Source organism: Cyanobium gracile PCC 6307 (genome assembly GCF_000316515.1).
In the GTDB taxonomy this organism is placed as follows: domain Bacteria; phylum Cyanobacteriota; class Cyanobacteriia; order PCC-6307; family Cyanobiaceae; genus Cyanobium; species Cyanobium gracile.
The window spans coordinates 2,403,741-2,429,902 of sequence record NC_019675.1; the positions used below are offsets into that span (position 1 = coordinate 2,403,741).

The 26,162-nt window shown below is 67.8% G+C and carries 39 protein-coding genes, 1 tRNA gene and 1 pseudogene; 20 read left to right on the plus strand and 21 right to left on the minus strand.

Going from position 1 to position 26,162, the window contains the following annotated elements; translation table 11 throughout:
- Positions 1–164: 164 nt before the first annotated feature.
- Both CYAGR_RS11620 and CYAGR_RS11625 read left to right on the plus strand, forming a co-directional pair.
- Complete coding sequence (locus CYAGR_RS11620) at positions 165–1,241, plus strand: FAD-dependent oxidoreductase (protein WP_015110013.1); 1,077 nt, start codon at positions 165–167, stop codon at positions 1,239–1,241.
- Positions 1,238–2,428 (plus strand): pyridoxal phosphate-dependent aminotransferase, encoded by a 1,191-nt coding sequence (locus tag CYAGR_RS11625; RefSeq protein ID WP_015110014.1) that lies wholly within the window; start codon positions 1,238–1,240, stop codon positions 2,426–2,428. The genes CYAGR_RS11620 and CYAGR_RS11625 overlap by 4 nt, the downstream gene beginning before the upstream one ends.
- Positions 2,429–2,443: 15 nt before the next feature.
- Here the strand turns inward: CYAGR_RS11625 and CYAGR_RS11630 are convergent, their stop codons facing one another.
- From CYAGR_RS11630 to CYAGR_RS11645, 4 genes are all read right to left on the minus strand, one after another.
- On the minus strand, positions 2,444–3,271 hold the full coding sequence (locus CYAGR_RS11630; RefSeq protein ID WP_043325805.1) for an MOSC domain-containing protein: 828 nt from the start codon (positions 3,269–3,271) through the stop codon (positions 2,444–2,446).
- Between the two features lie 375 nt (positions 3,272–3,646).
- Positions 3,647–3,832: a hypothetical protein gene (locus tag CYAGR_RS11635; protein ID WP_015110017.1), complete on the minus strand. Its 186-nt coding sequence runs from the start codon at positions 3,830–3,832 to the stop codon at positions 3,647–3,649.
- 20 nt (positions 3,833–3,852) lie between these two features.
- Entirely contained in the window at positions 3,853–4,875 is a 1,023-nt protein-coding gene (locus CYAGR_RS11640; protein ID WP_015110018.1) for a restriction endonuclease, read from the minus strand.
- Positions 4,876–5,059: 184 nt separating this feature from the next.
- Entirely contained in the window at positions 5,060–5,491 is a 432-nt protein-coding gene (locus tag CYAGR_RS11645; protein ID WP_015110019.1) for an NUDIX hydrolase, read from the minus strand.
- A gap of 127 nt (positions 5,492–5,618) precedes the next feature.
- Here CYAGR_RS11645 and CYAGR_RS11650 point away from each other — a divergent pair, with 127 nt between their 5' ends.
- From CYAGR_RS11650 to CYAGR_RS11660, 3 genes are read left to right on the plus strand one after another with little or no spacing between them, the layout of a single operon-like run.
- Complete coding sequence (locus tag CYAGR_RS11650) at positions 5,619–6,443, plus strand: GGDEF domain-containing protein (protein WP_015110020.1); 825 nt, start codon at positions 5,619–5,621, stop codon at positions 6,441–6,443.
- A gap of 33 nt (positions 6,444–6,476) precedes the next feature.
- Positions 6,477–6,635 (plus strand): hypothetical protein, encoded by a 159-nt coding sequence (locus CYAGR_RS11655; protein ID WP_216593347.1) that lies wholly within the window; start codon positions 6,477–6,479, stop codon positions 6,633–6,635.
- Positions 6,635–7,033 (plus strand): type II toxin-antitoxin system VapC family toxin, encoded by a 399-nt coding sequence (locus CYAGR_RS11660; RefSeq protein WP_015110021.1) that lies wholly within the window; start codon positions 6,635–6,637, stop codon positions 7,031–7,033. Before CYAGR_RS11655 ends, CYAGR_RS11660 begins: the two co-directional genes overlap by 1 nt.
- 56 nt (positions 7,034–7,089) lie before the next feature.
- Here CYAGR_RS11660 and CYAGR_RS18440 read toward each other — a convergent pair whose 3' ends face one another.
- From CYAGR_RS18440 to CYAGR_RS11665, 3 genes and pseudogenes are all read right to left on the minus strand, one after another.
- Positions 7,090–7,269: a hypothetical protein gene (locus tag CYAGR_RS18440; protein ID WP_156818460.1), complete on the minus strand. Its 180-nt coding sequence runs from the start codon at positions 7,267–7,269 to the stop codon at positions 7,090–7,092.
- Positions 7,244–7,456: pseudogene (locus tag CYAGR_RS19500) on the minus strand (glutamine synthetase); the annotation flags it as partial. The pseudogene CYAGR_RS19500 and the gene CYAGR_RS18440, both read right to left, overlap by 26 nt.
- Positions 7,363–7,590 (minus strand): hypothetical protein, encoded by a 228-nt coding sequence (locus CYAGR_RS11665; RefSeq protein WP_015110022.1) that lies wholly within the window; start codon positions 7,588–7,590, stop codon positions 7,363–7,365. The gene CYAGR_RS11665 and the pseudogene CYAGR_RS19500, both read right to left, overlap by 94 nt.
- Positions 7,591–7,765: 175 nt before the next feature.
- Here CYAGR_RS11665 and CYAGR_RS11670 point away from each other — a divergent pair, with 175 nt between their 5' ends.
- Together CYAGR_RS11670 and CYAGR_RS11675 are read left to right on the plus strand one after the other, a co-directional pair.
- Positions 7,766–8,017 carry a type II toxin-antitoxin system Phd/YefM family antitoxin gene (locus tag CYAGR_RS11670; protein ID WP_245552512.1) on the plus strand — a complete coding sequence of 84 codons (252 nt, stop codon included), beginning with the start codon at positions 7,766–7,768 and terminating at the stop codon, positions 8,015–8,017.
- 10 nt (positions 8,018–8,027) lie between these two features.
- Complete coding sequence (locus CYAGR_RS11675) at positions 8,028–8,471, plus strand: type II toxin-antitoxin system VapC family toxin (protein WP_015110024.1); 444 nt, start codon at positions 8,028–8,030, stop codon at positions 8,469–8,471.
- 7 nt (positions 8,472–8,478) lie between these two features.
- Here CYAGR_RS11675 and CYAGR_RS18445 read toward each other — a convergent pair whose 3' ends face one another.
- The 6 genes from CYAGR_RS18445 to CYAGR_RS16595 form a co-directional block, all read right to left on the minus strand.
- Positions 8,479–8,826, minus strand: a complete 348-nt coding sequence (locus CYAGR_RS18445) for a hypothetical protein (RefSeq protein ID WP_015110025.1) — start codon at positions 8,824–8,826, stop codon at positions 8,479–8,481.
- A 134-nt stretch (positions 8,827–8,960) separates the two neighbouring features.
- Positions 8,961–9,671 carry a response regulator transcription factor gene (locus CYAGR_RS11685; protein WP_015110026.1) on the minus strand — a complete coding sequence of 237 codons (711 nt, stop codon included), beginning with the start codon at positions 9,669–9,671 and terminating at the stop codon, positions 8,961–8,963.
- A gap of 81 nt (positions 9,672–9,752) precedes the next feature.
- Positions 9,753–10,913, minus strand: coding sequence for a Fic family protein (locus CYAGR_RS11690; protein WP_015110027.1), 1,161 nt, complete (start codon positions 10,911–10,913; stop codon positions 9,753–9,755).
- Positions 10,914–11,075: 162 nt separating this feature from the next.
- Positions 11,076–11,366, minus strand: a complete 291-nt coding sequence (locus CYAGR_RS11695; RefSeq protein ID WP_015110028.1) for a type II toxin-antitoxin system VapC family toxin — start codon at positions 11,364–11,366, stop codon at positions 11,076–11,078.
- A gap of 86 nt (positions 11,367–11,452) precedes the next feature.
- A complete protein-coding gene (locus CYAGR_RS19220; RefSeq protein ID WP_015110029.1) occupies positions 11,453–11,749 on the minus strand; it encodes a type II toxin-antitoxin system Phd/YefM family antitoxin in 297 nt (98 codons plus the stop codon).
- Positions 11,750–11,772: 23 nt separating this feature from the next.
- A complete protein-coding gene (locus CYAGR_RS16595) occupies positions 11,773–12,195 on the minus strand; it encodes a type II toxin-antitoxin system death-on-curing family toxin (RefSeq protein WP_015110030.1) in 423 nt (140 codons plus the stop codon).
- Between the two features lie 618 nt (positions 12,196–12,813).
- On the opposite strand from CYAGR_RS16595, the gene CYAGR_RS18455 reads away from it, so the two are divergent.
- The 6 genes from CYAGR_RS18455 (at position 12,814) to CYAGR_RS11730 (ending at position 15,292) form a co-directional block, all read left to right on the plus strand.
- Positions 12,814–13,149, plus strand: a complete 336-nt coding sequence (locus CYAGR_RS18455) for a hypothetical protein (RefSeq protein ID WP_156818461.1) — start codon at positions 12,814–12,816, stop codon at positions 13,147–13,149.
- 189 nt (positions 13,150–13,338) lie between these two features.
- Positions 13,339–13,566, plus strand: a complete 228-nt coding sequence (locus tag CYAGR_RS11710; protein ID WP_015110032.1) for a hypothetical protein — start codon at positions 13,339–13,341, stop codon at positions 13,564–13,566.
- Complete coding sequence (locus CYAGR_RS11715; protein ID WP_043325808.1) at positions 13,563–13,985, plus strand: hypothetical protein; 423 nt, start codon at positions 13,563–13,565, stop codon at positions 13,983–13,985. Before CYAGR_RS11710 ends, CYAGR_RS11715 begins: the two co-directional genes overlap by 4 nt.
- 112 nt (positions 13,986–14,097) lie before the next feature.
- A complete protein-coding gene (locus tag CYAGR_RS11720) occupies positions 14,098–14,283 on the plus strand; it encodes a hypothetical protein (protein ID WP_015110034.1) in 186 nt (61 codons plus the stop codon).
- Between the two features lie 300 nt (positions 14,284–14,583).
- Positions 14,584–14,928, plus strand: coding sequence for a hypothetical protein (locus tag CYAGR_RS11725; RefSeq protein ID WP_015110035.1), 345 nt, complete (start codon positions 14,584–14,586; stop codon positions 14,926–14,928).
- Between the two features lie 157 nt (positions 14,929–15,085).
- Complete coding sequence (locus tag CYAGR_RS11730; protein ID WP_015110036.1) at positions 15,086–15,292, plus strand: hypothetical protein; 207 nt, start codon at positions 15,086–15,088, stop codon at positions 15,290–15,292.
- Between the two features lie 216 nt (positions 15,293–15,508).
- On the opposite strand, the gene CYAGR_RS11735 is transcribed toward CYAGR_RS11730, so the two are convergent.
- Together CYAGR_RS11735 and CYAGR_RS18460 are read right to left on the minus strand one after the other, a co-directional pair.
- Positions 15,509–15,766, minus strand: coding sequence for a hypothetical protein (locus CYAGR_RS11735; protein WP_015110037.1), 258 nt, complete (start codon positions 15,764–15,766; stop codon positions 15,509–15,511).
- On the minus strand, positions 15,766–16,377 hold the full coding sequence (locus CYAGR_RS18460) for a hypothetical protein (protein WP_216593348.1): 612 nt from the start codon (positions 16,375–16,377) through the stop codon (positions 15,766–15,768). Before CYAGR_RS18460 ends, CYAGR_RS11735 begins: the two co-directional genes overlap by 1 nt.
- Before the next feature lie 192 nt (positions 16,378–16,569).
- Here CYAGR_RS18460 and CYAGR_RS18465 point away from each other — a divergent pair, with 192 nt between their 5' ends.
- The 6 genes from CYAGR_RS18465 to CYAGR_RS11760 all read left to right on the plus strand — a co-directional run bounded on the left by CYAGR_RS18465 (position 16,570) and on the right by CYAGR_RS11760 (position 18,685).
- Complete coding sequence (locus tag CYAGR_RS18465; protein WP_015110040.1) at positions 16,570–17,160, plus strand: hypothetical protein; 591 nt, start codon at positions 16,570–16,572, stop codon at positions 17,158–17,160.
- A gap of 35 nt (positions 17,161–17,195) precedes the next feature.
- Positions 17,196–17,462 (plus strand): hypothetical protein, encoded by a 267-nt coding sequence (locus tag CYAGR_RS11745; protein WP_043325812.1) that lies wholly within the window; start codon positions 17,196–17,198, stop codon positions 17,460–17,462.
- Positions 17,459–17,848: a hypothetical protein gene (locus tag CYAGR_RS11750; protein WP_015110042.1), complete on the plus strand. Its 390-nt coding sequence runs from the start codon at positions 17,459–17,461 to the stop codon at positions 17,846–17,848. Before CYAGR_RS11745 ends, CYAGR_RS11750 begins: the two co-directional genes overlap by 4 nt.
- On the plus strand, positions 17,845–18,009 hold the full coding sequence (locus CYAGR_RS18470; RefSeq protein ID WP_015110043.1) for a hypothetical protein: 165 nt from the start codon (positions 17,845–17,847) through the stop codon (positions 18,007–18,009). The genes CYAGR_RS11750 and CYAGR_RS18470 overlap by 4 nt, the downstream gene beginning before the upstream one ends.
- A 2-nt stretch (positions 18,010–18,011) precedes the next feature.
- Complete coding sequence (locus CYAGR_RS11755; protein ID WP_015110044.1) at positions 18,012–18,383, plus strand: hypothetical protein; 372 nt, start codon at positions 18,012–18,014, stop codon at positions 18,381–18,383.
- Positions 18,384–18,493: 110 nt separating this feature from the next.
- Positions 18,494–18,685, plus strand: coding sequence for a hypothetical protein (locus CYAGR_RS11760; protein ID WP_015110045.1), 192 nt, complete (start codon positions 18,494–18,496; stop codon positions 18,683–18,685).
- Between the two features lie 254 nt (positions 18,686–18,939).
- On the opposite strand, the gene CYAGR_RS11765 is transcribed toward CYAGR_RS11760, so the two are convergent.
- The 4 genes from CYAGR_RS11765 to CYAGR_RS11780 all read right to left on the minus strand — a co-directional run bounded on the left by CYAGR_RS11765 (position 18,940) and on the right by CYAGR_RS11780 (position 22,178).
- Positions 18,940–20,046, minus strand: a complete 1,107-nt coding sequence (locus CYAGR_RS11765; RefSeq protein WP_015110046.1) for an AAA family ATPase — start codon at positions 20,044–20,046, stop codon at positions 18,940–18,942.
- A gap of 261 nt (positions 20,047–20,307) precedes the next feature.
- The gene (locus CYAGR_RS17315) at positions 20,308–20,484 is read right to left on the minus strand and encodes a hypothetical protein (RefSeq protein WP_245552513.1); all 177 of its coding nucleotides are present in this window, start codon (positions 20,482–20,484) and stop codon (positions 20,308–20,310) included.
- Positions 20,485–20,728: 244 nt separating this feature from the next.
- Positions 20,729–21,940 (minus strand): site-specific integrase, encoded by a 1,212-nt coding sequence (locus tag CYAGR_RS11775; RefSeq protein WP_043325817.1) that lies wholly within the window; start codon positions 21,938–21,940, stop codon positions 20,729–20,731.
- A gap of 166 nt (positions 21,941–22,106) precedes the next feature.
- Positions 22,107–22,178: transfer RNA gene (locus CYAGR_RS11780), tRNA-Val, on the minus strand.
- A gap of 75 nt (positions 22,179–22,253) precedes the next feature.
- On the opposite strand from CYAGR_RS11780, the gene CYAGR_RS11785 reads away from it, so the two are divergent.
- Positions 22,254–22,820: a metal-binding protein gene (locus CYAGR_RS11785; RefSeq protein WP_015110049.1), complete on the plus strand. Its 567-nt coding sequence runs from the start codon at positions 22,254–22,256 to the stop codon at positions 22,818–22,820.
- Here CYAGR_RS11785 and CYAGR_RS11790 read toward each other — a convergent pair.
- Together CYAGR_RS11790 and CYAGR_RS11795 are read right to left on the minus strand one after the other, a co-directional pair.
- The gene (locus CYAGR_RS11790; protein ID WP_015110050.1) at positions 22,762–23,853 is read right to left on the minus strand and encodes a methyltransferase domain-containing protein; all 1,092 of its coding nucleotides are present in this window, start codon (positions 23,851–23,853) and stop codon (positions 22,762–22,764) included. The two genes, CYAGR_RS11785 and CYAGR_RS11790, sit on opposite strands and share 59 nt — an antisense overlap.
- A gap of 55 nt (positions 23,854–23,908) precedes the next feature.
- Positions 23,909–26,098 carry an FAD-dependent oxidoreductase gene (locus CYAGR_RS11795; protein WP_015110051.1) on the minus strand — a complete coding sequence of 730 codons (2,190 nt, stop codon included), beginning with the start codon at positions 26,096–26,098 and terminating at the stop codon, positions 23,909–23,911.
- Positions 26,099–26,162: the final 64 nt, after the last annotated feature.

Consider the following 26,162-nt stretch of genomic DNA (forward strand, 5'->3'; position numbering starts at 1 on the left):
GGTGACTATGGCGACGTCCACAGGTTTGCCGTGACCCCTAACATTCGCGGGCATGCATTCCTTCAGGCCGTGGGCTCCGTACGGATCACGAATCCACCGCGTGAGTCAGCACATCCCTGCTTGATCAGCGGGCATGTTTTCACCTTCCCGATGGATCTTCAGCGGTGATCCATACAGCTGTGGTGGGAGGAGGCGCCTGCGGGCTGGCCCTGGCCAGGGGACTCTGGCAGCAGAGCCGGCCTGTGCGTGTCTATGAACGGGCCATGGCCTCCCATCTCCATGGCCATGGGTTTCTCCTGCTGGCCAATGGTCTCGCCGCCCTGCGGCGGCTCGGCTGCGACCCGGACGGCACCCTGGGCCACCCGATCACCTCGGTGAGGATTCTCTGCGCTTCCGGGCAGGTGCTGGTGGAGCACCCGCTCGAGGGGGCGGTGGCGATGCTGCGCCACCAGCTGCTCAATGTGCTGCTGCGGGGGGGCCCCGACGATCTGGTCCATTACAACCACCCGTTCGAGCGCTTCGACTGGGATCGGGAGCGGGCCCGGGCGGTGTGCTTTCAGAACGGTCGCTCCCATGAGGCCGATGCCTTCGTTGCCGCCGATGGGGTGCGCTCCAGCTGCCGGCTGTCCCTGGGATGTGGGGCGATGACCAATCCAGGCCGGGTCAAGGAGATCGTGGCCCATGGGCACCAGCCCCTGGTGGCCGCCGAACTGGGCCATCGCTTCCTCAAGGTGCTCGACCCCTCCGGGGGGCTGGCGGTCGGGTTGGTGCCCCTGGGGGATGACCGGCTGGTCTGGTTCGTTCAGTTCGACAGCCAGCGCTTCACCGCCCCGCAGCCCTCCGAGGTGGGGGCCTTCCTCCAGGACCACTTCCGGAGGTTCCCCGCCATGGTCCGCCACGTGCTGGAAACCACCGATCCGGCCAGCGCCCACGTGTGGCACACCGTGGACGAAGACCCGGCCACCCGCTGGAGCAAGGGCAACGTGGCCCTGGCGGGGGACGCGGCCCATCCGCTGCTGCCCTTCACCAGCCAGGGGGTCAACGCGGCCCTGGAGGATGCGGTGTTGCTCAGTGACCTGCTGGCAGGCTGCCGCGATCCTGGCGATCTGCCGGACCTGTTCAGCGCCTACGAACGCCAGCGGCGGCCGACGCTGCTGGGCTGTGTGCAGGCCGGTCGCCAGATGGCGCGGGCGTTCGTCCTGCCATCGGCCACCGGGCTCCAGCTGCCGCTGATGGCATGAGCGATCGCTTCGCCGACAGCTTCCGCGACGGGGCGGTACCGCTTGAGCTGCTGCGCCAGCGGGCCCACAACCTGCGCTGGGCCGAGCAGCCTCCCGGGGTGATCCCGCTCACCGCCGCCGATCCCGATTTCCCGGCGGCGCCGGTCATCCGCGAGGCCATCGCCGACTACGCCCGCTCCGGTGTGTTCAGCTACGGCCCGGCCGGCGGGCTGCCCTCCTTCCGGCAGGCGGTGGCCGGCTACCTCCGGCAGCGGGGGGCGTTCGTGCCCCCCGAAGCGGTGGTGGCGGTGAACAGTGCCGCCGCCGGTCTGGCCCTGCTGAGCCGTCACTGGCTCGCGCCCGGTGACGAGGCGATCCTCTGGGATCCGGTCGACTTCCTCTTCGCCCACACGGTTCGGAGCGCCGGTGGGGTGCCGGTGCTGTGGCGCATCGATCCCGAGGCCCCCCTGGATCTCGCGGCCCTGGCGGCCCTGGTGACCCCCCGCACCCGGGTGCTGTGCCTCTGCAACCCCCATAACCCGTTGGGCCGCTGCTTCCGCCGCGACGAACTCCAGGCCCTGGGGCGCTTCTGCCTGGAGCGGGGCCTGCGGGTGCTGAGCGATGAGGTGTGGAGCGATGTGGTCTACCCGCCGGCCACCTTCACCAGTTGGCTGGCCCTGGAGCCGGAGCTGGCCGGCCTCGGGGCGGTGGTGCACGGCTTCTCCAAATCCTTCGGCCTGGCCGGTCTACGGGTGGGCTACGTGGCGATGGCGGATCCGGAGGCGGCCGCCCGGCTGCTGGCCGCCAGTGAGCTGCCGTCCACCGTCGATGGCGTGGCCACCCTCAGCCAGGTGGCGGCCACGGCGGCCTACAGCCCCGACGGCCTGGCCTGGCTGGGGGCCTTTCTCGAGCATCTGCGGGCCCGTCGCGATCAGGCCGTTACCCGGCTGGCGGCGATCCCAGGCCTGCGGGTGCGGCCCCCCGCGGCCACCTTCGTGCTGTTCGTCGGCCTGTCGCCGCTGCAGGAGAGCGTCGAGGAGCTGGTGGAGCGGCTGCGGCGGGAGCACGGGGTGGTGGTGGTGCCGGGGAGTCCCCGCTGGTTCGGCCCCGGGGCGGCGGGTCACCTGCGGCTGAGCTTCGCCACCTCCGAGGCCCTGCTGGCCGAGGCCCTCGAGCGCCTCGCGGCCGGACTGGCGCCGGCCCCTTAGCCAGCTGCGAGCCGCTCAGGGCAACAGCCGTACCGGATCCCCCACCGCCATCGGACCGGGGGTGACCACGCTGAGGCGGATGCCGGCCACGACGCCGTTGTGACGGGCGGTGGCCCGCAGGATCTCCAGGTTCTCCTCCAGGGCGCCCTGGGCCAGGGTGGTGACGACGCAGCGGGGGCAGCCGCCGTCGACCCGGAGCACCAGCTGTTCGCCGATCTGCAGGCAGGCGCCGCTCCAGGCCTCCTCCACGAAGCCGGAGGCTTCCGGCGGCGTGCTGATCAGCAGGTTGGGGCGGAAGCGCTCGACGGCGAAATCCAGCTGGGGTTCGAGCTGGCGCAGTCGCTCCAGGGTTGCGGTGGTGATGGCGTGGATGGGGCAGGCGTCGAAGAAGGTGCCTTCGGGCAGCTCCAGGGCGTTGGTCACGTCCTGGAAGGCTCGCCCCTCCACCGGCGGCCAGTACTGGTCGAGGCTGGCGCCCTCCGGGGGGGTGTCCATCAGGCTCACCCGGCGGCCGAAGCGCTCACTGAAGACGGCGCCCACGTCGTCGTCGGCGCTGCAGAGCCCGGCGCTGCCGTCGTCCTCCCTGGGGCTGATCAGCACCGGTGGCAGGGGCGACGCGGGCGCGGGCTCCTCCCGGAAGCGGGCCCGGTAGCCGAGCAGCCCCTGCCAGAGCCGTGGGTTCTTGGCGCTGGCCACCCGGCCGCTGGCGTGGTCCCAGAGGGCGTAGGCCCGGTCGCCCCGGATGCCGCGGGGATCCACCGCCAGCTGGCTGGGGGAGTCCCCGAGCATCGATTTCACCGGGTAGCGCCAGAGCGCCTGCACCGTTCCCACCTGATCCTGCACGCCTGTCGCCTGTGGTTGCCGGCGCACTCTGGGGGCGGACCCTGGACAACGCCGGTAGCAGCACCTACCGTCCGCAGAGCGCACGCCGGGATCCGCTCTCCAGGGCCATGAAGGCGTCTCCACCTACAGCCTGCCGGCGGAGACGGAGGCGGCCCCGGAGGCGGAGGGGATGGCGTTCTGCTGCACCGACGGCGCCGTCACCGAGCGGATCTGGGACTGGCGCCGCTTCCGCTTCATCGACCCCCCCCTGGGCCGAGGCCCTGCACGGGGAACTGCTGGCGATCTTCGGCGACGATCCGGAGGTGGAGCTGGTGGGCTGCGGACCCACCTTCCCCGGAACAGGCCCCTGAGGGTCCGCTGGGTTGGGTGGCTTGGTCAGGGGCTCCAGAAGCCGCGGGAGTTGAGCCACAGCCCCAGCACCACCAGCGGCAGCAGGAACCCCGCCAGGATCTGCAGCCGCGGCCGCAGGCCGGTGGCCTCCGGAGCGGCCCCGGTGGGGTTCTGCCGGGGGGGCGTGCCCCTGCCATGGCCGGGCGTGCGTCGACGCGATCGCGAAGCCATGGAGGCGAGGGGAAGGGGCCTCAATTCTTCACCAGCACCTGCTCGAGCGAAAGACGATCACGGATGTCACCGGGCAGGTGGGTCCAGTGGTGGGCGATCAGCTCGGCCAGCTGCTGGCCGTTGACGAGGCTGATCCTGGCGAAGCCCTCCTCACCGGCCGCCGTGGTCGCCGCCGGCTGGAAATCGGCGGTGGTGATGAAGATCCCATGGCCGCCGAAGGGAATGAACTGGCGCAGTTCCCGCACCGCATCGGCGCCGATCCGGGCGCCGAGGTTGCCGCGGTGGAAGCGGGCATGGATGCGGATGCGGGCCGGCAGCGACAGGCTGATGTCGCCGCAGGCATCGAATACGTCGCGCAGCACCCCGTGGTGCTCGGTCCGCTCCCAGTCCTGGAAGCCGAGGGCATCCAGCAGATGGACCACCAGCCGCTCGAATTCGCCGGGATCCAGCTGCAGGAGCTGCTCGAGCACGCTGCGGTGGGACTCCTCCTTCCGGGTCGTCGACCGGGCCGGGGCCGTTGTCTCCTGACGGCCGATGGCGCGGATGAACTCGGCCTGGTGCTCCACCAGGAACACCGTCAGCAGGGAACGCATCCGGGTGTGGGCCGGGACGGTGAGCAGGGTGCGGATGGAGTTACGGAACGGCGCCGAGAAGTGGTCGAGCCGGAGCGGTTCGGGCGACCAGGTGACAGGACGCCGATGGCGCAGGGGACAGCCGTCGTCGCCGGTGGGGTCGTAGTAGGCGCGGCCCTCATCGACGACGCCGAAGCGGAGCAGGTCGGCTTCCGCCGCCGGAATGATCACGTGGTCGCCGGGGCGGATCTCGAACAGGAAGCGGTGGATCTCGTTGACGTAGTTGGAGAGCAGGATCGCGCTCTGGATGTCCGGGAAGTAGCGCCGCACCACCGAGAAGAGCTGCTCCCGGTTCCGGACCGGGCCGAGATCCTCGGTGATCTCCCGCCAGCCGATGCCGACGAAGCCGCCGCTGATGAAATTGTCCGCGTAGATGCCGCCGCCCGCCCGAACGCACCAGACGTTGGTCATTGAAGGGACGCGGGTCGGGGGGGCAGGCCTGCGGGCGCCATGGAAGGGGTGACGGCGCGGACAGCTTCCGAAGGGAAGATCCTTGAGATTGTCGCGAATCTTGCCGGGAAGCGCATCCTCATCAACCCTGAGACGCAGGAGAACGGTCTGATACTTCCAAGCTTAAGCCATCATTCACCATTCTTTAGTTCTTCGGGCCGAGTCTTGGGTCGAGGCGGCGCACGGCCCGCTCCAGGGACGGGGCCAGGCCGCGCCGCTGCTGCAGCCTGGGACTCCAGATCCGGCCGCTGCGCAGCTCCTCCAGCCCGGCCAGCGCCATGTCCTGCCCCTCATTCAGCTGCAGCTCGCAGAGGGGCACGGTGAGGGGGCCGCGGAAGTAAAAGGCACTGAGCTGGTCGTCGTGGTGCTCGAACCAGAGGGGCAGTTCTGGCGCCTCCCAGCCGATCTCCTCGCCCAGCTCCCGCAGGATCGCCTGCTCCGGTCGCTCGCCCGGATCGAGGTGGCCGCCGAACAGGCCCCAGCAGCCCGGATGGACGATCCCCTCAATGTCGTCCCGGAGCTGCAGCAGCCAGCGGCCCTCGCGCTCCAGCATCGCCAGCGCCACCGCGAAGCTCATGGGTGGGGGCGGTGCATGGGGCGCAGGCCTGCGGTTGATGGGGGGATTCTGGCCGGGGCGGGGTGGGGTGATGGACGCCTGGTGTCCTCCGTTCCCTCCTACTTTTCCCCGGACTTTCCTCCAGCCCGTGAACACTGCCGATCTCATCTTCCTGCTGCTGCGGGCCGCCACGGCGATGCTGTGCGGGGTGGCCGCGCGGGAGGCCTGGGAGCGCGCCCGCCTGCCGGGGCAGCCGCGGCAGCGGCGCTGGCGAGCCCGGTGCGGCGCGGCCGTGCTGCTGGCCCTGGGGGTGTTCGCCCTCGAGGACGGGGTGGGCGAGGCCCTGGGCCGGCCGGGCGAGCCGCTGCGCTGGCGCAGCTGGGTGTGGGTGATCCTCGATCTCTCCATCCCCGCCCAGGTGCTGGCGGTGCTGAGCACCCTGCGTCAGCGCGACCGCCTGGAGGCCGAGCTGGCCGCTGCGGTGCGGAGCGATCCACTGACTCGCCTGCCCAACCGGACGGGCTTTGCCGAGGCGGCCACGGTGGCGCTGGCCTCCGCCGCCCGCGATGGCCGGCCGGTGGCGGCGGCCATGCTCGACATCGACTTCTTCAAGGCCATCAACGACGGCTGGGGCCATGGCGCCGGCGACGTGGTGCTCCGCGACGTGGCCGCCGCCATGCGGGCCGTGCTGCGCCCGGGCGATGTGCTGGCCCGCGTCGGCGGCGAGGAGTTCGCCCTGCTGCTGCCCGGTGTCGATGCGATGGGGGCCGGGCCCCTGCTGGAGCGGCTGCGGGCGGCCGCTGCGGCTGTGCCCCACCCAGGGGCGCCGGGGCAGCGCGTCACCCTCTCGGCCGGCGTGGCCATCGTGGAGGGCACGGGCCTGGCGGCCCTGGAGACTGGCCTGCGCAACGCCGACGGCGCCCTCTACGCCGCCAAGGCCGCCGGGCGGAACCGGGTGATGGTGGCGGGCTGAGGGCGACAGTGCGGCCTTCTGCCCCACACCGAGGTGGTCTTTCGTGTCGAAGAGGGGCGGGTTCTGCTGGAGAAGGCCCCTGAGCAGATGGAGCCCGGGGTTGAGGCGATCCAGCGGCTGCGCCGGGCACGGCTGTGCACCCGCCTCAGTACCGATGAACTGCTCGCTCTCACCCGGGGAGATGGGGGCTGATGGTGCTGGTCGACTCCAACGTGATCCTGGACGTCGCCACCGACGACCCCCGCTGGAGCCGCTGGAGTTCCCATCAACTTTGCCACTGGTTGGACCACGGACCGGTGGTGATCAACGCGATCATCTATGGCGAGATTGCCTTTGCCTGCGAGACGATTGAGTCGGTGGATGAGCTGCTGCCTCCCCATCTGTTCGACTATCGGGCCCTGCCACGGGAGGCGGCGTACCTGGCCGCTCGGGCCCATGCCGACGACCGCAGCCGCGGCGGAGAGCGGCGCACGATCCTGCCGGATTTCCTGATCGGTGCCCATGCCCTGGTGGAGCGCCTGCCGCTGCTCACCCGGGATCAGCGCCGCTACCGGCAGGCGTTCCCGGGGTTGGAGCTGATCAGCCCCTGAACGGCTGGACCAGGACGGGATGGATAGCCCCTCAGCCGATCCCCCCCCACCGGCCATCAGGCCGCCGCGGCCACCAGCTCCGCCTCGTTGCAGCCCGCTGCGCGCTGCAGCTCCGCCGCCTGGCTGTCGAGCAAGGCGCCGGGCAGCGCGTCCCCCAGGGGCCTGGCGCAGCAGGTCGCTGGCGGTGAAGGCGGCCGAGGCCTCCGCCAGCAGCGCCGCCCCGTCGCGCCGGACACTCAGGTGCAGGTGGCCGCCGTTGCCCACCCGCTCCAGGCTGGGCTTGGGGCTGAAGCTGCAGCGCCAGTCGAAGCGGCGCGTCACCCGTTGGATCAGCAGCCTGGCGTGCACCAGCTGGTCGGTGGCCTCCAGGAGCGTGCCCGGCGCCAGCGACAGCTCGAACTGGCGCCGTACACCGGGTGGCACTGCAGCCAGGGCCGGCCAGCTGCCTCCAGGGCATCCAGCAGGGCCGGGGTGCCCTCGGCAGCGGGGCTGGCCACCAGCCACTCCACCTTGAAGCCGGCCCGCAACTCCACCCCGGCCCGCTGCAGCTGCACCATCTGGCGGCGGCAGAAGTGCCGACCGCGGCTACCGGCTGGTGTGCGTCCCCGACGCCTGCCAGGCGGTGACCCCGGAGCGCCATGCCGCCGCCCTGGCGTGCTTTGCCGGCTACGGCGAGCAGATCAGCTGCGGGGAGTTCGTTGCAGCCATGGTCCTAGCCGCAAGCGGACTAAGTTGAAGGGGCTGCGTGTCGCCGCCATGCAGGTCAACCTCCATGACGCCAAGACCCACCTCTCCCGCTATGTGGCCCAGGCGCTGGAAGGGGAGGAGGTGGTGATCGCCAAGGCAGGGCGCCCCTTGGTGCGGCTGGTGCCGGTGGCGGCGGCTCCCGAACCCCGCCGGGGCGGCTTCCTGGAGGGGGGCGCGGTTCTGGGCGCCGATCTCAAGGCCGATCTCGCCGCCGCGATCGACGGCCTGTTCGGCTGATCCGCACGCCGTGAGCTGCAGCGAACCCCGATCCGACCCCCAGGCCCTGCTGCTCGATACCCAGCTCCTGCTCTGGTGGGCGATCGAACCGCGTCGGCTGCCGGCCGGGACGGCGAGCCTGTTGGCGGATCCTTCCCAGCCCCTGGTGTTCAGCGTCGTGAGTCTGTGGGAAGTGGCGATCAAGTCGTCCCTGGGCCGGGCCGATTTCCAGGTGGAGGCCGCCGCCCTGCGGCTTGGCCTGCTGGGGCAGGGATTCCGCGAACTGCCCGTCCGCGCCGAACACGCACTGGCGGTGCAGCACCTGCCCTGGATCCACCGCGACCCCTACCGCTGCGCGGAAGAGTTCGTCTTTGACCGCCTCTTGGTGGTGCAGGCCCAGCTGGAGGGCCTGAGGCTCCTGAGCGCCGACCACACCCTCGTGGCCTACGGAGAGCACGTGCAGGTCGCGGGCTGATCCCCCCTCAGGGGCTCGGCTCCGGGTCGTAGTACACGCCGGAGGCGTTGAACGGGGGCACGGTGGTGACGTATTCCGTCGTCAGGGTGGCGGGGTCGAAGGCGATGATCGTCCGGGTCCGGTCGAGCCACTGCACCCGTTCGGCGCCGGTGACCGTCAGGGTCGCCACCCAGGGGCCCACGACGCTGTCGTTGAGATCGAAGTCGCCTCCCTCGGGGTGCCGCTCGTAGAGCTTGACGACGCCATGGGCCAGGACCCGGTCGGGGTCGCACAGCCAGTAGCCGGTGCGGCCGGCCAGGATGATTTCGGAGACGCGGGAGTGCCCGGCCGCGGCGAAGCTGAGGTGGACGGCCATGGTGCGCTGATCTGCTGCTGGGGTCGCGCGGGGGGCCGGGAGGCCGCTCGGGTCATCCCCTGACCTGACAATCTTCTCCTGGAGCACCCTCGGCCCGCATCCCCAGAACGGGGGATTGCGGCAGACCCGGCGGCTCAGCCGGTGACCGGGGTGCGAGCCTCCAAAGCCGATTCCAGGTTGATCAGCCCGGCGGCGATCGACTTGACGACGGCCTTGGTGCGGTTGTCGACCTGGAGCTTCTGGAAGATGTGCTTCACGTGGGTTCTGACGGTTTCGGGGCTGACCACCAGCTCCTGGCTGATCCGCTGGTCGGTCAGACCCAGCATCAGGTGGTTCAGCACCACCCGTTCGCGCTCGGTCAGCGGTTCGATCGGGGCCACGGGCGGCTGTTGCCGCAGCACCGCCGCCACCGGCTCGGGGTAGTAGATGCCGCCGCCGGCCACCACCCGCAGCGCCGGCATGAACAGGCCCGATTCGAAGCAGATGCCGTTGCAGCCCCGGGCCAGGGCCTCCCGCACCAGGTCCTCGTTGGCATCGTCGGCGATCAGCAGGGTCCGGATGGCGGGGTCCAGCGCTTCCGTGCGCTCCACCAGCGAGAGCCCGGTGCCCTCCTGCAGCCGCTGGCTGACCACCAGCAGCGACGGCCGCTGTCGCTCCACCAGCCGGAAGCCCTCCTCCTCTGTCGTGGCGGCCCCCACCAGACTCTTCTGGACCGGGGTGATGCACATGAAGGCCCCCAGCCATTTCATGTGCTCCAGGCAGGCCACCGTGGTCAGGCCGGCAAGGATGTCCTCCAGCTCCACCAGCAGGGTGGGGATCCCGGGGATGAGATCCGTGAGGTCCACGGCTGGAGGAACATGCGGAGCTCATGATGGCTCGCACGGGGTCGGGCTGGGTCCCGCTGGGTCCCGCTGGGTCCGTCTGGCTCAGAGAGGATCGGCCCCTTCGCCGAGGATCGCGAGGTAGGAGTCGTAGGCGAACACCCGGTTGCGCCGACCTCCGGTGATTTCCCGGGCGATCCCCAGAGAGACCAGCCGCTCCACGGCCTTCGCTGCTGTGGGGAAGCTCAACTGGGCCCGGGCCGCGAGCTGGGGAATCCCGATCAGGGGCCGCTGCCTCAGCGCTGCCAACACCTGCCGCACGCTGACGCCCGATCGTCCCCGCACCGTGAGCTTGGCCTCGTCGGCCTGGAACAGGGCCAGCAGCCGGTGGGCTGCGTCCACCGCAGCGGCCGCGGTCCTTTCGACGCCTTCCAGGAAGAACAGGACCCACGCCTCCCAGTCACCGTCGCGTCGCACCGCATCGAGGAGTTCGTAGTAGCGGCTGCGGTGCTGCTTGAAGAACAGGCTGAGGTAGAGGAGCGGCTGGCGCAGCAGGCCGCCGTCCACCAGCATCAGCACGATCAGCAACCGCCCGAGGCGGCCGTTGCCATCCAGAAACGGGTGGATCGTCTCGAACTGGACATGGGCAAGCGCCGCCTTCACCAGCAGGGGGAGGTCGCCCTCGGCATGGAGGAACCGCTCCAGCTCGGCCATACAGCTGTCCACCCGTCCCGGTGGTGGTGGCACGAAGCGGGCGTTGCCCGGCCTGGTACCGCCGATCCAGTTCTGGCTGCGCCGGAACTCTCCCGGCTGCCGATCGACCCCTCGCCCACGGGCGAGCAGTACGGCGTGGATCTCCTTCAGCAAGCGGGACGAGAGAGGGAAGCCGCTGGCCAGCCGGGTCAGGCCGTATTCCAGCGCCGCCACGTAGCTGGACACCTCCACCACATCATCGAAAGGAACCCCGGGAGCCTCCGCCAGCTCGAACAGCAGCAGATCCGACAGGGAGGACTGGGTGCCCTCGATCTGGCTGGAGAGCAGGGCTTCGCGGCGGACGTAGGCGTAGAGGAACAGGTCGGGATCGGGAAGCAGGCTTGCCACGCCATCGAGGCGCCCACAGGCCAGGAGGGCGCGATCGTGCAGGGCCAGCCCCAGACGGCCCAGCTTGAGCGGGGGCAGGGGTGGCAGTGGATCCGGTACGAACGCCCTGACGGGCTCCCCGGCGGTGCTGGTGATTTCCAGGTGGCCTGTGGCTTCCCGTTTCATCTCCTGTGGGGGAGGCCTTACCTTGAATAAGCGGAAGCCTAATTCAAGCGAAACGGCATTTCCTTTAACAAGACTGGCGACCCCCTGGTTCTGGTGGTCCGCCAGGCGTGCGTCAGTCAGCCCCGATCAGCTGGGCCTCGAGTCCCAGCTGCCGGGCGGCCCTCATGAACGGCGCATCCAGGCGTCGGCATTGCGGAAGTCCTGGGGTTGCACCTCCAGAATCAGAAACCCTGGGGCCAGGCTGCGTTCGAAGCCTTCGAGCACCGCCTCGGCCTGCAAGGGACTCAGGGCACCGGTGCGCACCTTCATCCCGAGAGCGGAATGGAGCTCGGTGGCACTCCAGGGGCTGATCGCCAGTGGCGCAGGGGCCTCTTCGAGAAAGGTCGCGGCGGCGTCGGAGTGGTGCTCCGGTATGAGGGCCGCCAGCAGCACGCAGGTGTCCACGAACAGCATCAGGAGCCGACGTCATCCCGCAGGGCGCGCATCGTCTCCACGCCGCTGGTGGCCTGATGGGGCAGGGAGTCCCGCAGAGGCTGGAGCTAGGGCAAGAGATCGCGCACGGCCTGCCGGGGAACCAGCTCAGCGATGGCTTTGCCGCGGCGGGTGATCACCACCGGCTGGCCTTGCTCCACCACGTCGAGCAGGCTCGACCGCTGGACTTTGGCCTCCGCCACCGTGACCTGTCGCATGGTGTTGGTCATCGCGATGACCAACTTCAGGGCTTCTCGTGGGGCGGTGCCCCGGCAGTAATTGGCCAACACGCGCCGTCTGTACATGCCCCCTCGTGCCACCAGCCGCGCCGGCAGGAGGGTCGGAGGGGAGATGGTGCCCTGCATCTGCCACTGCAAAAATGGCGAAATCAGCTGGACAGCGGCGTGCAGCTTTGCCGAATCCAGATCGAGAGTTCTTCAAGCATCTGATCACGCTGTGCAGGGGAGGTTTCTGCAATCTGCCACAGGCGCTGCTCCGCCTCTTCATGGCGGGGCTTCCACTCAAACCCATTCGCCCGCAGGACCATCTTCACGGAGAAGAACGCCACCCGCTTGTTGCCATCGGGTAAGGGGTGGCCCTTCGCAAAGGCGTAGGCCACCACAGCAGCCAACAGAGCGATGTCCGCCTCAGGCCTGAAGGTGTGGAATGTCAGGACCTCCTCCAGAGCGGTTTCGATCCTGCGTGGATCAGGCGTTACCTGGAGACCACCATGCTTGTTGATCGTCGCCGCATGGACCCGTGCAATCTCAAAAGGGCCTGGGAGGATCAGGGTCCCAGGCGCAATCCTCACTGAGCCAGCGAACGGAAGACGTCGTCGTACTCGTCCATGAACGCCAGAGCGTCATCGATGAGTTCCTGGCGCACTCCATACCGCGCAGTGAGGGGCGGGAGAGCGCCTGGCCGGGGAGGCTCAACAGAGGGCGCGCTGCTCTGACCGGCAACCTTGCTCTTCCAGATGGGAGAGGCATCGGTAGCCATGGCCGGTAGCTCAGGTTCCAGTGAGATTGACACTAGCCGTGATCGTCAACCTTCCGGGTGGCCGGAGTGGCAGGGATGCCCGCCTTTGCTGGGATCTGAGCGATGCCCGATGCCGGTTTCGAACCAGCGACATCCTGCTTGTAAGGCATTGCATTGCGCCAGTGACCAGAACGACTATGGGGGAATCCTGCATTTTGTTGCGCAGGATCGTGCGTATTTCTGCTTCGGCTTGTTCAATGCACCCACGCCGCCCAGCCGATCTCTGTGCTCATCAACGAAGGTGAAGGTGAGATTGTGAAGCAATCCTGCGCGCCCCAGCTCGTCTAAGATGTGTGATCAGATACAAAAGATGGCGGCGTAGATGTCTTGCGGGCCGCCACAGCCCTGCCTTTGGGCTAAACGATTAGAGTGTGGTGAAAGCTAGATGCACATGCGAGCCCTGCTCCTGCTCACTCTTTTCTCGTCTCTCGCTGCACCTGTTGCGGCAATGACAGAAGATGAGATGGATGCGATTTGCGGCGCCAAGGGCACCGTAGCAAGAGCATCAGTGAACAATTTCCTCGCGGCCTCAAGACAGTCAGCGAAAGATAACCTGCAAGTTGAGCGATGCCGTCAACAGCTATTGCAGCAGTATGCAATAAATAACCTACCGGCAGGCGCGTTTTATCCCAACATGAGCGTCAACGGCTACCGAGTCCGCAAGTGCAGCCATGGTGGTCCTTGTATGTCGGATATCATGATGTTCATTAAGCTCGGCGAAAGGTAATAAGTGCTCACCGCGAGGTGAAGCGGCCGGAAGGAAGGCCAGCGGGAAACAGTGGGGGTCCCCCACAGTTACCGACCCGCGCCAACCCCGGCACGCGCGACAACATCATCCGCCGCCTGGAGCGCTACGTGGAGGATCCTGAGGCCTGCCGGGAGCGTGGCACATTAAGAAATGAATCCGTCCACTCTCATGAGGGGCCTCGAGTATTTCTCCGACACCGCTGCCCATGCCGGGAGCTTCTGCCGGATCTACGCCCTGGAGGCTGCCGTGATCGCCTCCGCCACGGTGCAGGGCCTCACCGCCGGCAGTAACGCCTTCACCAGCGTGCCCCTGCCCGCCGGGGCTCACATTGACGGGCAGTTCCGCAGCATCACCCTGGCGTCGGGTCGGGTGATCGCCTACCGGGGGGATCGGTGATCAAGTCCAACTTGCGCATCACCAGCTTCAACAGCGACGACCTGATCCGCAGGCTGCCGAAGATCCTCACCGACTACGGAAAAGTTTTGGATGCGCGCCTGAAGGAGGAAATCCGCAGCGTCCAGTACCCGTGGCCTGGCGTCACCGTGCGCCGCAACGGGGAAACGGTGGGCAGCCCCCGCGACATCGTGGATACCGGGGCCTTCCTGCGGTCGCAGCGGCGGAGGCGCATCAACATCACCACCATCCGCTTTGAGTGGGGCGGCAGTGGCGGGGTGACTTACGCCGGCTACATCTTCCAAGGAATTCCTGGGAAGTCCTATCCGCCGAGGGACTGGATCACGCCGGCCCTGAAGGCCGAGCCGATCGCGCCGTTCTTCGCCAGGGAGTGGGCCAGGCTCGCTGCTGCTGGTCTGTAAGCAAACTGTTGCAGATGCGAAACAGCAACGAATGCCTTGCGATAGTTAATCTGAAACGGTCCCTATTTCTTGCCGGCTGGTGTTATCAATAGGGAGCCCTGCACCGCTTCCCATGCTCAAGATCACCGCCGCCGATGGCCCCACCGCCGACCGGGCCTGGCAGATGATCCTCGATAACGGCACCTTTGGGGCCGTGGCGATCACCTGCGAGGACACCGGCACCACCACGCACCTGCAACGCGGGGCAGACGGCCGTTGGTGCGCTCTGGGGGCCTCCGGCGCCATGCTCCGCGCCTAGTCGGTGATCGCACCCACTGCCACCAGTGCCGTAGTACAATGCCTTCAGATCGAGAAGGCCGAGTGAGCCACCGATCACCAGAACGACATCCCAAGCGCCACGGCGCCCCCGCTACTGCAGGACCGGCATCCGGCACCAGCAGGCACTGAAGGAAGACCCGGTAGCGGGGTCCGGCATGGATGAGACGCCTACCCCCCAGCACCTCGACAACAGAATCAACCGATCCGTTCCAGGGGCTCCTTGGTGGCCGCTGTGCTGGAAGCGATGCGCCGGCCGCCGAATCCTTCGCCCCTGAGAACAATGAACACGAAACACGACACGGTGGACGTGCTGCTGGCGGTCGCCCTGGAGGTGGCCCAGGCCCTGCTGGTCCTGATCGTCGCCGTGGTGGCCCTGCTGCTGACGCTGGCCCGCTGGAGGCCATCCCGCGCCCCTGCTGTGCCGGCACCGGCTGCCACCACCGACCCCCGCCAGGTGGCGGCGGCAGGCAGCACTGACGCCCCGCCGATCCCCCTGCTGCATCCCCTGGCCCTGGTGGCTGAGCAGCTGGAGGCCCTCCCCGTTGCCCGCCTACGGCCCCTCGCCGGCGTCAGCAGCAAGCGGCACCGCAAGCATGAGCTGGTGGCCCAGCTGGTGGCCTGCTGACCCCTCGACCCCCGGAACGGATCGCCTTATGCTTTCCATGGCCCCTATGGGCTGGGCTGCGCCGTGATGGGCCGCAGACCGCAATGCATCGCACCGCCATCGTCCGCCGGTCACGACCTGTACAGGGAAACCGGCAGCCCATCGCAGCAGTTGAACCATGCACAAGATCCAGCACGCGCCCCGTGGCTACATGCACCGGGGCTACTACATCGAGGCGACCCCTGGCCCTCGCGGATGGAACGTCTGGCGCCCTGATGAGGAGATCGCCCTTTGCGGCGTTGTCTCCCTGCAAGAGGCGCGGGACGTGATCACCGACGACCTGGGCCGCGTTCTGACGCCGGCGAAGGATCCGGCGGAAGTCTGATCAGGAAAACGCCGGGGGCGAAAAGGCTACTTCCCGCCCCCGGCACCTCAACACAACACCACCGGAACGGATCGCCCTGCTACCGAACACCCGTCGGCTTGTGCCGGTTGGGTGTGCCAATTTTGGCCAAGCGCCTGTTTTGCGCCTTGGACAGGCCCGAGATCCTTGGCGCTGCAGTGTCGGCGTATCTGTCCCTCAGAGGCAGAGTGGCGAGCGTCAGGCCGCCAGCCGCTGATCCTCCGACCACCGCTTGAACGCCTGCGGCTTGAGGAACCACACCTCAGGCGGCACCTTCCGCCGTGCCCTGCTCAAGATCGCGTGGTGGCTGATGCCGAACCGCTCCGCCACGTCCTCCACGGCGCACGGCTGCCCGTCCATGGAGAAGTGGGGTTCGTCACCCTCTCGCTCCGCAAACCAGACCCCGATCCGCACCACGGGGCCGGCGTTGTCGATCGCCTTCCTGGGGCGCCCCATCACTTCCGCTCCAGTCGCATCACCAGCACCGTCCCGGTGAACCCCTCGCCGGTGAAGGTGACCACCAGCGGCCCCTTGGTGCCCACCGTCCTGATGTCCACCCGGTCGAGCCGCCCCTCCTTGGCCCCCAGCAGCTTCTGCACTGATGAGAGCGCCAGCACCCCCCAGGTGCCGCCCTCATTGCGCTCCTGAGGCTCTGCAACCTCCAGAACCCTCTCTATGCCACTCGGGTCCAGCGTTTCACCTCTCGGCATCTCAGAGACGCACGTCATCGCAGCGGAGAACGTCCGCACCCGCCAGGACCAATCCCCGCCGTCGGCTGTAGGTGTCACTGCCACGATTTCCGCGTCGGAATGGCGCTGCAGCTGGTGCGCCAGCGCCTGCGTCGGGATCGCCAGATGCTGCGCGCAATGGCCGGCGGTTTCGATGATCACCGCAGTTACACCATCCGTGGCGAACAGTCGGACCCCTTCACCGTGCGGCTCGATCTGTAGATCGCGCGGGATTGTCTTGCCGAAGTCCTTAGGCGCAAGGCGCAGCGCCAGCCTTACCGGCGCCGCCTGTACTTCCACGGTCGGCAAGGCCCTGACCGGCGCGATTGACGAAACCATGCAACACTTGGAGGTGTCTAAGCTTAGTTCAAGTGGCTTACGCCGTCGATGACGATTCTCCAAGGGTGCTGAGGCATCCGGGAGAAGATCAGCACGGTCCCTGTGAACTGGACGATTCGCCCCTGACTTCCGCCCAGTTCCGCCGTTTCCTGCGGGACCGCTATGCAACCACCGCCCTCCCTGTGACCATCCATGGACTTTGACCCCATCGCCGACGCGAAAGAACTTTGCGCCAAGTGGCAGGCCGAAACCGATGCCTTTCTCGGCCGGTCAACTGCTCAGCGGCCTGCCGCTGTTGAAGTCGATCCGCTCGAAGGTGAAGTCGAACGCGCCTACAAGCAGACCGCCTACGCAGAGCAACAGGCTGTTGCCCTTGATCAGCGGCTCCGCGCGATTGCCACCATGGGCGGCATCCCCGCTGAATACCTCTCCAAGCCTCGCTCCCAAGGCGTCCTGCGCAACCCCTTCGGTGGCCCCTTTGCCAATAACACGGTGGTCATGGCCCTCCAGAGCAGCCAGCACCCTGATGCTGCCCGCCTGATCCCCCTGCTCTGCGAGCGTGCCGGCATCCCAGCTCCGGCGATCGACTATGCCGGGATCGAGCGGAAGAAGCAGCGGGCGATCTGGGATTCCGAGATGGCGCAGATGACCGCCGAACTCAAGGCCAGCCGGGAAAAGGCCCTGGCTGAATACAACGCCCGCCTGCAGCAGGGCACCCCCAAGGTCAACACCGGATGGAAGCAGGGAGTGCCCTTCCCTGAGCACCTGCGCACGAAGCGGTGATGGCCTGGACTCGCCCCCTTCGCCCTATTCACACCTTGATCAGCAGCCAGCGATTCCCGAGCTTCGGCGCCTTGCTGGTGGGCAGCAGGGCAGCACGGGGGCAGTGGTTTCAGACCTGGCGTTCGCTGAACGCCGATGTGGATGCCATGGTGCAACGGCTGCCCACTTCCGGGGCCTTTTGGCTCGACCAGTACGCCTCGATCGTGGCCCGATTCGATGCCGGCGACCCGGAGATCACCAGCCTGGGAAACGCCGAGAAGCACGTAACCAGGATGCGCGAGATCCTCGCGGCGCAACCGTGACTTACGACCCCCGCTGGTCCCCCGACTGGAAGGCGCTGGTGCCCAAGCCACGGAAGCACAAGCCCCGGCCGCTGTCCGAGTGGGAGAAGCTCCGCCCCATCCACCGCGCCAGCACCTGCTGGAGGTGGCCGACCTGGGGTGCCCTCCACCTGCGCACCCTCGCTGATGCTGAGCACTTCCGTTCCCGCTGGCTCTACGGCACGCGGGAGGACCCCAGCAGCTTCATCGAGGAGCTTCCCCGTGAAGTGGGGTATCACGACACCTACCGCGCCTTGATCGCCCGCTGGGAGGCCCAGGACCCCAACGACGTGGAGATGCAATCCCCTACCGCTAGCCTCCACATTGCCGCCATGAAGCGCATCCTCGCGGAGGCCGAATCACCATGACCACCCCCCCCGCTGATAAGCCCAAACGCACCATCCTCGACAGATTCGAGGGGAAAATCCTCGACAGGTTCCAAGGCAACATCCTTGACGGGCTCCAAGGCAACATCCTCGACTCGGCCAAGGGCAACATCCTCGACCCGCCGCGCAAGCGGAAGAAGTAACCATGGCCGGCCATCGCTGCACAAAGGCCGAGGCCGAGGCGCGCCATTCCTGGATCGTTGAGCAGATCGCTGCCTTCCGTCCCAGACCCCAGATCGTGCGAGAAGTGATGGAACGGTATGGGGTCTCCCGGCCCCAGGCCCTCAAGTACCTGCAGCGCGCCGACGCGGAACGGTTTCAGGTGTACGACAGCGTGGAGCGCATGGACCTGCTCACCACGGCGCTGCAGGCGGCCGAGAAGGCGGTAGAGCTGGCCATTGCCCGCAAGAACCCGAACGAGATCATCGGGGCGGTGAGGCTGCTGAACGGCCTGACGGGCTTTGGCATCGACCTGAGTGGCAACTACAACCGCAGGCCGAAGCCGTGGCAGCGATGACGTTTCTGGCTCTTTTGTCACCTATGCATGGGCCACCGCCTGCCCCGGAATCGGCTCTTTCTGCTGCTATGCATGGCGCCATAACGCTGCCGTGATGGCTGATCCCCGCCGTGGCTGACCTCGCCTCGCTGCACCTGCGGATCTGGCGCCTGCACCTCACCCTCGACCTGGAGATTGAGGAGCGGCCGCAGCCTGAGCAACCGGAGCCGATGGGCTTCGGCAGCCCGATTGACGTCCCGGTGGTGGCGGATGACGGCGACGTGGAGGACCGGCATCTTGGATTCCGAGCGCGGCGCCCCTGAGCCCGTCAAAATAGCGGCTGGCAGAAAACGCAGACAGCCTGCTCTTAAAGCAGTATGTTCCTGCAGTGATAGCAAGGGTTTCAATGCAAGAACGTGATTCTGTTGCGCAGACCGGTGCGCGTTAGTGGCCTTGGAGCGTGGCTCACGCCTCAGGAGATGTAGGAAAAGTGGATGGGTGAAAGCTGACGCCTCACCCCGTATAGGAAAAGTCAAGCCCTCATGAACCTGCCAGTACATACCTAAGCAATGCCGGATTAGAGAGGCAGAGAGTAGAGCCAGATAGGTCTGCCCATGGCAGTGGGCTGTTTTGTGCGGCTGAGGGCATCAGCTAGGAAGAGCTCAATACAGACACGTCTGACATGCTCGGGGTTGTGGCCTAGTGCTTGGCCTAGATCCTTGGCGGATCTTGGGGAGGGGTCAGCCCTCAGATGCTCCAGGAGTCTGGCCTTGAGTTGTTGACGTTTGCTGGGTAAGAGGTCGCCTTCACCAACGGCCTTGAGTGTCCAGGAGAAGTCTTCTGGGTTGCCTTGGAGGTGCCAGCGAGTGCCCTCCTTACAGTTGCGTTTGCCGAGGCATCCGAGCACGTAATGATCCTCATGGGTCGGCTGTGATGGCCGCCACATGCCCCAGATGTCGGACACTGCGCCGCCTTGGGTGCCCGTGCCAGTGATGTCATGGACGGTGACTTGAGAGCGTTGTCCGGATTCAGGCTTCTTGAGATGGGCGGCGATGACCGCAAGAAGATTGTTCCTGCTGGCGAGGGCGTTCAGTTCATAGAGAGGATGCGAAAACTCCGCGTCCTTCATGCTGTGGGAACCGTGCGTCAGGAGAGTCGTTATGGAGTCCAAGAACACAGCGGCATAGCGTTGGCCATTGATCTGGGCTCTTAAGCGATCCATCTCAAGCCCACACCAGCCTTGTTCGTCTGGGAAGAGGAATTCGATACCCTCTGCTTGAATGTCCATAATCTCCAGCTTTTCCGTTGCGTTCCGCCTGGATTCGTCGGCCTGAATGAACAGGACGCGACCTTTGACGGTTGGGAGCTGACCCATCAGTGGAAGGCCGTGTGCGATGGCTTCCGCTGCTCGATACATGAAGCTGGTTTTCCCAACGCCAAGCTCTGCCGCGAGGATCACGGCATTGCCCTGTGCACCGAACTGGTCGATGGTCCAGATCGTCGGGCTCCGATCCTGGCGAAGCTCGGCAACGGAGCGGACTTTCCCTACATCCGGTTTGGCGTCAACCTTCGGCGCCGTTCGTTGGTAGGGGAGTTTTCCTACTTCCGGTGTGTGGTGAGGCTTGGAAGACCTGGCCAACTCCTGCTCCTCTTCCCACGTGTCTGGGATGTAGATGCCGGTCATCGCATCTGGCCTCTCTTCACGCTCGCCAGCCAGCGCCAGACCTTGATCATTGGGTCGTCAGGACGATGGATCTCAGTCCACCTAAGGGCGGCCGAGTAGTCTTCAAATTGCCAGCCATGCTTAAGGGCAGTCCGATGGATCTGGAGCAAGTCCCACGAGGGGACAACCCCCGCCCTCATTGGGAGCGGGGTCGTGATAGGGTTCATGGCGATTCGTGGATTTCAGGGGGGGGAGTCCTAGGCAGACTTCTTCCCTTTTTTCTTAGGCGATCTTCGCTAACTGCTTGCGCTGCAAGCGTCCTCGATAGGCCAAGGCCTCGGCGCAGGCAGGAACGTTCCAAACCCGAGCAGAGTTCTTGTAAGGGCCAAACCGGAAGTGAGTCCCTTCGACAAGAAAGCAGTCGCGGTCGGCGTAGCGCTTGAGCGTGTCGGCGCTCACGCCCAAGGCAGCAGTGGCGTGCCCCGTGGGCAGCCACCGGTCATCAGTTGCCATTCTCAGAAAGAACGAGGTGGAGTGGTACGGCCTTGAAAAGTGTTTTCGTGATCCCGCCAGGGGACGCTTGAGGTGATGTACGGCTCAGCACAGCTTTGCCGGAGCCAGCCCCACAAGGGCCATTCGATGCCGGCCACAAGCCGCGCAACGAACTCTGCTGGGTTGAGTGTGAACTACTCTGCCTAGCTTGTCAAGTACTCAAGCCCCGGAATGCTGGGGCAGCGGCTGTGATTTTCGCCCGTACTATTCCCCGGCTGACAGCCTCATCAAGCGTTGCACTGTCGGTCCAGTGGCCATAGTGAGTTGAATGGGTCACCAGCGAGTGACGCATCAGGGCCGCTGTGGTCCTTGGGCTCAGGCCATAGAGCTCATGTGCCCTCAACGCGAAGCCATGCCGAAAGCTGTATGGAGACAGCCTTCCGCCCGTGGCGGCTGCCTCCTCTTTCAGCGCCCTCCACGCAGGACGCCGTTCGAGGTACTGCCTGACGGCCAGTGCCGACGCCTTGTCGGTGTTTCCCAAGGGTGGGAGTTCGACCAAGCCGCTTTCCAGCAGGCGCAACAGCCGGAGGCTTTCATCCGGCATGCCCTCAGGGTCAAGTCCGCTCACTTCACCTGCCTTCGAGGAGCCCCTTGCTGTGCGCTTTTGGTAGTTGACGTGCAGCTTGTTGCCACTGACGCGGCAGTACTTCAGCTCTACCGGCCTCAACCCGAAGCACGCGAGAAGCCCCACCGCTAGCCGCCACCGGGGATCGGGGATGCCCTCCAGTAAACGAACAAGCTGGTGGTCTTTCACGGGTGTGGCTGGTTGCCTGGAGCTGCCCTTGGGCCGCTTCCCGACAAACGCCACCAGATCATCTGGAGGCAGCCACCGGTCTGGGTGCCCAAGCTCTTTGACCGCATACCTCAGGAGCTGGGCAGCGTGCTGGATGCGGATCTGCCGGCCCCGGCTCCCAGGTTCGCCCCCGTAGCGATCACGTAGAGCGGCCAGCAGGGCCCTCCCATCTCGTGGGATGGGCTTCGTCATCATCACTGTCTTCGTCTGCACCATGACTGGCCGGTACACCGCTTCAAACGTCGTAGCAGCAACGTCGCCGGTGTCCTCGACCTTGTGCTTCCTGAACCGCTCCACTAGGTCATGCCAGTCGATCGCACCTGAAACGGCAGCCGCAGGCGCCTGAAGCAGATCAGACGCCTCCCTGAGCCCCAGGCCTTGGCTCTCCATGCGGCTTCGGATCTCCTGAACCCTTACCGCCACCGCCGTGGCTGCCTCCGGGCTCCAAGGCAGATCAAGCACCGCTGAAGACCTGGAGCCATCCGGGTAGCGGTGCGTTAGCTGGACATGCCCGTGGATCTCGCGGACGGTCCAGCCGAAGCCATGCGAGGTCTTCAGCAGCGCCCGCAAGCTTGCGACCCAAGGAGGAGGCGTAACGCCCATGAGGCGGTTGATCGCTTACTTCCTCCCATTCTGCGCAAAACCGTGCGCACATTGCCCCATTCATGCCTCAGCACGCCTCGGCAAAATCAGAGGAAGCAGCTGGAAGGCCCTGTGCTGGAGCGGGTTTTGCTAATGCCCGATGCCGGTTTCGAACCAGCGACATCCTGCTTGTAAGGCAGGCGCTCTACCCCTGAGCTAATCGGGCGGTCGGCCCATTCTGGCGGAGGGGGCGCCGGGGGCCGGGGGCCGGTACCTTGCCGGCAGCGTCCGGAGCCCGGCCATGGCCAGCGGCCGCCGCCACGATCGCGCCACCCGCTGGCTGGCCCTGCCCTTCGGGCTGCTCTGGTGGCCGGCCCTGGGGCCGGCGGGGGTGGCCGTCGCCAGCGGCGCCTTCCTCCTGGGCGGCCTCTGGCTCTCCCCAGACCTCGACACCCGCTCCAACGCCACCCGCCGCTGGGGTCCCCTGCGGCTGCTCTGGTGGCCCTACCGGCGCCTGCTCAGCCACCGCTCCCTGCTCTCCCACAGCCCCCTGCTGGGCACCAGCCTGCGGCTGCTGTGGCTGGCGGCGCTGGTGCTGGCCGCCTGCGCCGCCCTCGGGCCCCTGGGCGCCCCGGCGCCGGCCGAGCTGCTGCAGCGGGGCCGGGAGCTCTGGGGCTCCCAGCGGCCCCTGCTGCTGGCCGCCGTCGTGGGCCTGGAGGCCAGCAGCTGGCTGCACCTGCTCCAGGACGGTGACCCGATCCCGAGGCTGCCGCGGCCCCTGCGCGCCCTGCGCCGGCGCCTCAGCCGCCTCAGCAGCAGGAGCCGCCGCTGGCGGGGGCCGGCGCGGCTGCGGGGGCGTCGGCGGTAGGGGCGACCCCCCTGTCGAAGGGGAGGGTGCTGCCGCAGCCCTCGAACAGGCCGTAGTGGCGGCTGAAATCGCCGATGAACTCGAAGTGGGGCGCCAGCCGGCTCTCCGCCAGCATGCGGAAGGTGTTGCCGCAGACCGGAAATACCCGGCCGGCCTCGATGTGGTGGTGCTTGTCGAAGGGCAGGGCGTCGGGGTGGCCGGCGATGCTGCCGCGGTAGGTCACCGCCTGGCCGTGGTCCTCGCAGGCGTCCTCCAGGGCCTCGATGTTGAACAGCCGGTAGGTGGCGGAGAAGAAGCGGATCGCTCCGGTGCGCGCCGCCAGCTCCGGGTCGGTGATCTCCAGGGGCCGGTCGGCCACCAGGCGCGGATCGGCGAAGCCGGCCTGGCGCGCCAGCCGCAGGAAGTCGTTCCAGTAGAGGGCGCCGCTGAGGCATTCGCCGTGCAGCACCGGGTCGTGGCGCAGGGCCTCGGGCACGCGCCGGTCGGCGTAGACGTCGGCGAAGAAGAACTCACCGCCGGGCTTGAGCAGTCGCCGCACCCCGTTGAGCACCCCCAGCTTGTCGGCCGAGAGGTTGACCACGCAGTTGGAGATCACCAGATCGAAGCTGCCGGGCTCCAGGGGCAGCTGGTCGAGTTGCTCGATGCGGCCCTCCAGGACCTGCACATTGGCGTAGCCGAACACCTCGGCGTGGTGGTCGACATGGCGCCGGGCCACCGCCAGCTGCTCCGGCGTCATGTCGATGCCCACCACCGCGCCGCCGGCCCCCACCAGCTGGGCCAGCAGGTACACGTCACGGCCGCTGCCGCAGCCCAGGTCGAGCACCCGCAGGCCCTCCAGCAGCGGCGGCGCCACCAGGCCGCAGCCGTAGTAGCGGCTCAGCACCTCGGGGTGGATCCGGGCCAGCAGGGGCCGCAGCGCTGGCGGCACGCTGCTGGCATCGCAGCAGGCGCTGGTGCGCAGGTCGTCGCTGCTGCTCAGGGTGGAGCCGTAGTACTCCTGCACGCTGCGGTGCAGATCGGCGGCGCTGGTCATCGGGGGAGGGTTGCGGGGGGGTGGGTGGGGGCGGTGTGTCGCGGTGCGCGGGGGCTCAGCCGCGGCGCCGCCAGGTGTGGTAGCGGCGCAGCCAGGGCAGCAGGTGCTGGGGCACCCGTTGCTTCTTCCAGGCGGCGGCGGTGTATTTGCTGGCCTCGGCCAGGGTGGGGTAGGCGTGGATCGTCCCGAAGATCCTGCCCAGTCGCAGGCCCCATGTCATGGCCAGCACAAACTCGGCCAGCAGTTCGCCGGCGTGCTCGGCCACGATCGTGGCGCCCAGGATCCGGTCGCTGCCCGGTGGGGTGAGCACTTTCACGAACCCCCGCTCGGCGCTCTCGACGATGGCACGGTCGAGTTCGTGCAGGGGGAAGCGCGTCACCTCCACCGCCAGCCCCCGGGCCGCCGCCTCGGCTTCGGTGAGCCCCACCGTGGCCACCTCCGGGTCGGTGAAGGTGGTGCGCGGGATGACGCGGTTGTCCACCTGGAAGGAGCGCAGCTGGCCGAACAGGGCGTTGACCGCCGCATACCAGGCCTGGTGTGCGGCGGTGTGGGTGAACTGGAACGGCCCGGCCACATCGCCGGCGGCGTAGATGTTGGGGTAGAGCGTCTGCAGGAAGGCGTTGGTGGTGATCGTGGCGCCGGTGGGAAGGCCCAGCTCCTCGAGGCCGTAGCCCTGCAGCCGGGCGCGGCGACCCAGGGCGCAGAGCACGGCGTCGCAGGCGATCCGCCCCCGCCGCTCCCCCTGCCGCACCAGCACGGTCACCGCCCCGTCGGGGGCGGGATCCCGCTCGAAGCCGAGCACCTCGGTGTCCAGGTGCAGGGTCACGCCGTCCTCCTCCAGGGCCTGGCGCACCTCGGCGGCCACATCGGCGTCCTCCTTGCGCAGCAGGCGGTTGCTGCGCTGGATCTGGGTGATCGGCAGGCCCAGCTGGGCCAGGGCCTGGGCCAGTTCGCAGGCGATCGGCCCGCCCCCCAGCACCGCCAGCCGCGGCCGCTCCAGCGGGCACTGGGCCAGCCAGCCCCAGACGGTCTCGCTGGTCAGCAGGGGCACCGTCTCGCTGCCCGGCCAGTCGGGCCGCACCGGTTCGGCGCCGGTGGCCAGCACGATCGCCCGGGCCGTGAGCCGCTGCTCGGTTCCCGCGCCGGTGCGGATCGTCACCGTCCAGGGATCGAGCAGGCGGGCCTGGCCGCGAAGCACCTCCACCCCCAGGCCCTCGTAGCGCTCGACACTGTCGTGGGGGGCCACGGCCGCCACCTTGGCGGCCACCCGCTCCAGCACCCGGCGCAGGTTCAGCCGCGGCTCCAGCGGCTCGAGTCCGTAGCGGTCGGCCCGGCGCAGGCGTGCCGCCAGCCGGGCCGAGCTGATCAGCGCCTTGCTGGGCACGCAGCCGGTGTTGAGGCAGTCGCCGCCCATGGCGCCACGCTCCACCAGGGTCACCCGCGCCTTCACGGTGGCGGCGATGTAGGCGGTGACCAGCCCCGCCGCTCCGGCGCCGATCACGATCAGGTTGCGGTCGAAGCGGCGCGGCCGCGGCCAGCGGCGGTAGAGCCGCCAGGTCTGCCAGCGGCCCAGGGCCGCCTTGGCCAGCCAGGGGAACAGGGCCAGCAACAGCAGCGACCACAGCAGGGTCGGGCTGAGAATGCCGCCGACCCCGCGCAGCTGGGCGAGCTGGGTGCCGGCGTTCACGTAGACGAGGGTGCCGGGGAGCATGCCGATCTGGCTGGTGAGGTAGAAGCTGGCGGCCCGGATCGGCGTGAGCGCCATCAGCAGGTTGACCAGAAAGAAGGGGAAGACCGGCGCCAGCCGCAGGCTGAGCAGGTAGAGCACCCCATCGCGGGCCACCCCCGCCTCGATCGGCTCCAGCTGGCGGGCGAACCGCCGCCGCACCGGTTCCCGCAGCAGGGTGCGGGCCACCAGGAAGGCCAGCAGGGCGCCGATGCTGGAGGCGAATGACACCAGCAGGGTGCCCAGCCCGACCCCGAAGAGTGCCCCGCCGGCCAGGGTGAGCACCGCAGCTCCCGGCAGCGACAGGGCCGCCACCAGCACGTAGAGCAGCAGGTAGGCGCCCGCCACCAGCAGGGGGGTCTGGCGGCGCTGCTCCAGCAGGGCGCCGTGTGCCGCCTGCAGGGCCTCCAGGGTGAGCTGGCGGTGCAGGCCCAGCGAGAAGAACAGGACCACCGCCAGGGCGATGGCGGCGATCAGGAGCAGCCGGCGCCAGCGGTAAGGCGAGAGCGGTGGGGCCATGGGGAAAGCCGTTCCCCCTTCCTACCGGCGAGCCGCCGTTTCGGATGGCCCCGGCCCCGGGAGG